The 2064-nt window shown below is 62.4% G+C and carries 3 protein-coding genes; all 3 read left to right on the forward strand.

Annotated elements, in window-relative coordinates:
- On the forward strand, positions 1 to 881 hold an 881-nt coding region (locus BFP90_RS16695), incomplete at its 5' end, for an NAD(P) transhydrogenase subunit alpha (protein ID WP_065897470.1).
- A gap of 15 nt (positions 882 to 896) precedes the next feature.
- Complete coding sequence (locus BFP90_RS16700) at positions 897 to 1217, forward strand: NAD(P) transhydrogenase subunit alpha (protein ID WP_003187417.1); 321 nt, start codon at positions 897 to 899, stop codon at positions 1215 to 1217.
- On the forward strand, positions 1217 to 2064 hold an 848-nt coding region (locus tag BFP90_RS16705; protein WP_141688932.1), incomplete at its 3' end, for an NAD(P)(+) transhydrogenase (Re/Si-specific) subunit beta. The genes BFP90_RS16700 and BFP90_RS16705, both read left to right, overlap by 1 nt.

The following is a 2064-nucleotide window of genomic DNA, read 5'->3' on the forward strand; positions in this document are numbered from 1 at the left end:
CGCTGATCAAAAGCGGCACCGTATTGGTGGGCATGCTCAACCCGTTCAGCAACGAAACCATCGCCAAGCTCGCAGAGCGCGGCATCACGGCCTTCGCGCTCGAAGCTGCGCCACGCACCTCCCGGGCCCAGAGCCTGGATGTGCTGTCCTCCCAAGCCAATATCGCCGGCTATAAGGCCGTGTTGCTGGCTGCCCACCACTACCCGCGCTTCATGCCGATGTTGATGACTGCCGCAGGCACGGTGAAAGCCGCTCGCGTGTTGATCCTCGGCGCCGGCGTTGCAGGCCTTCAGGCGATTGCCACGGCGAAACGCCTGGGTGCGGTGATCGAAGCGTCTGACGTTCGCCCGGCCGTGAAGGAGCAGATCGAATCCCTCGGTGCCAAGTTCGTTGATGTGCCTTACGAAACCGATGAGGAGCGCGAATGCGCGGTCGGCGTCGGCGGTTACGCACGTCCCATGCCCAGCAGCTGGATGCAGCGCCAGGCCCTGGCTGTGCATGAGCGCGCCAAGCAGGCCGACATCGTCATCACCACGGCGTTAATCCCCGGCCGTAAAGCGCCGACCTTGCTCAGCGCCGAAACCGTCGCGCAGATGAAGCCCGGCTCGGTGGTCATCGACCTCGCGGCAGCCCAGGGCGGCAACTGCCCGCTGACGGTTGCAGATCAAGTCGTGGTGGAAAACGGCGTGATCATCTGCGGCCCGACCAACCTGGCCGGCGCCGTGGCAGCCGATGCCTCGGCCCTGTACGCGCGCAACCTGCTGGACTTTCTGAAACTGGTGTTCACCCAGGAAGGGCAGTTTGAAATCAACCTCGAAGACGACATCGTCGCCGCGTGCCTGATGTGCCGCGACGGCCAAGTCATCCGCAAAAACGCCTAAGCAGGGATTCAGACGATGGAAGAGCTTATCTCCCCCGGTATCTACAACCTGATCATCTTTGTGCTGGCGATTTATGTCGGTTACCACGTGGTCTGGAACGTGACACCCGCGCTGCACACGCCGTTGATGGCCGTAACCAACGCCATTTCGGCAATCGTGATCGTCGGCGCCATGCTCGCCGCCGCCCTCACGGTCACACCGCTGGGCAAGACCATGGGCACCCTGGCTGTGGCCCTGGCGGCGGTCAATGTGTTTGGTGGTTTCCTGGTCACCCGGCGAATGCTTGAGATGTTCAAGAAAAAAGCCCCGAAAGTAAAAGAAGAGGCGCCCAAGTAATGAGCATGAACCTCGTCACGACGCTCTACCTGATTGCGTCGATCTGCTTCATCCAGGCCCTCAAAGGCCTCTCGCACCCGACCACTTCGCGGCGCGGCAACCTGTTCGGCATGCTCGGCATGGCGCTGGCGGTACTCACCACCGTTGGCCTCATCTATAAGCTCGGCGCTGAGCTGGCGACGGCCGGTATCGGCTATGTGATCGTCGGCCTGCTGATCGGCGGCACCGCCGGCTCGGTCATGGCCAAGCGCGTCGAAATGACCAAGATGCCGGAACTGGTCGCGTTCATGCACAGCATGATCGGCCTGGCTGCGGTATTCATCGCCATCGCGGCGGTCGTCGAACCGCAATCGCTGGGTATCGTCAAGCACCTGGGCGACGCCATTCCTGCGGGCAACCGCCTGGAACTGTTCCTGGGTGCCGCCATCGGTGCAATTACCTTCTCCGGTTCGGTGATCGCTTTCGGCAAGCTCTCCGGCAAGTACAAGTTCCGCCTGTTCCAGGGCGCATCGGTGCAGTTCGGCGGCCAGCACAAGCTCAACCTGGTGTTGGGCCTGCTGACGCTGGGCCTGGGCCTGGCCTTCATGTTCACCGGCAACCTCACGGCCTTCGCCGTGATGCTGGCCCTGGCCTTTGTACTGGGCGTGCTGATCATCATCCCCATCGGCGGCGCCGACATGCCGGTGGTTGTCTCGATGCTCAACAGCTACTCCGGCTGGGCAGCGGCAGGGATCGGCTTCTCGCTGAACAACTCGATGCTGATCATCGCCGGCTCCCTGGTGGGCTCCAGCGGCGCGATCCTGTCGTACATCATGTGCAAGGCCATGAACCGCTCCTTCTTCAATGT

It is taken from the genome of Pseudomonas sp. 24 E 13 (assembly GCF_900004715.1).
GTDB classification, from domain to species: Bacteria; Pseudomonadota; Gammaproteobacteria; order Pseudomonadales; family Pseudomonadaceae; genus Aquipseudomonas; species Aquipseudomonas orientalis_A.